Consider the following 879-nt stretch of genomic DNA (forward strand, 5'->3'; position numbering starts at 1 on the left):
TGGACCTTAGACAAGCCCTATCGTCGCAGGTCAGCGGCACTCCTCAGTCTTTTGATCACGCCTCGGACAGCCCTGCTCGTGAAAGCGCGAGGCTAAGCCAGACCAGACATCTGCCATCCCACCAACTCTGTCACCGTTCCGTGGAGTCGACCCCGCGCCACTGTTGGCCCATATCGCCAATCTCGAAGCGGCGCTCGCCGCCGCACAGAGTGGTGCCGACGTGATCGATCTCAGCGACCAGCGCGCCTTGCAGGACGTCGGCATCTACCGCTACCACCATCCTCTGGAGAACGCGGCGGCCTATAAGGACCGGCTGCGCAGTCTCGAAGGCCAGATCGACGACGTCATCAAGAGCAGCCGCGCGATCCTCGCCGCCGACATGTTCACCTTCGACGGATCTCTAGCCCGAGGACGGAAACTTGTCGGCGATCTGTCCAAGCTGATGCTGCGGGCCTACAACTCCGAGGCCGACAACTGCGTGCGCTCGCTGAGGTCAGGGAACGTGCGCACCGCACAGAAGCGGCTGGAGTCGGCGGTCACGGCGATCGAGAAGCTCGGGGCAATCATGGAGATGCGGATCAACCCCGAGTATCACGCTCTGCGAGTCGCTGAGCTCGAGCTGACTGCTGACTTCCAGATAAAGGTGCAGGAAGAGCGCGAACATGCTCGCCAGGAGCGCCAGCTTCTCCGCGAACAGCGCCGGGCTGAGCAGGAGTTGGCTGCCGAGAGGGAGCGACTCGAGAAAGAACGAGCGCACTACATCAGCGTCCTGGCATCCCTCCGTGCTAACCTCGCGCTTTCACGAGCAGGGCTGTCCGAGGCGTGATCAAAAGACTGAGGAGTGCCGCTGACCTGCGACGATAGGGCTTGTCTAAGGTC

1 protein-coding gene is annotated in these 879 nt (G+C 62.2%); it reads left to right on the plus strand.

All coding sequences use genetic code 11. The features are described from left to right. Positions 1-163 precede the first annotated feature (163 nt). Positions 164-826 carry an SNIPE associated domain-containing protein gene (locus ABD369_RS40760; protein ID WP_344641684.1) on the plus strand — a complete coding sequence of 221 codons (663 nt, stop codon included), beginning with the start codon at positions 164-166 and terminating at the stop codon, positions 824-826. Positions 827-879: the final 53 nt, after the last annotated feature.

Source organism: Kitasatospora cystarginea, from assembly GCF_039533515.1.
GTDB classification, from domain to species: Bacteria; Actinomycetota; Actinomycetes; order Streptomycetales; family Streptomycetaceae; genus Kitasatospora; species Kitasatospora cystarginea.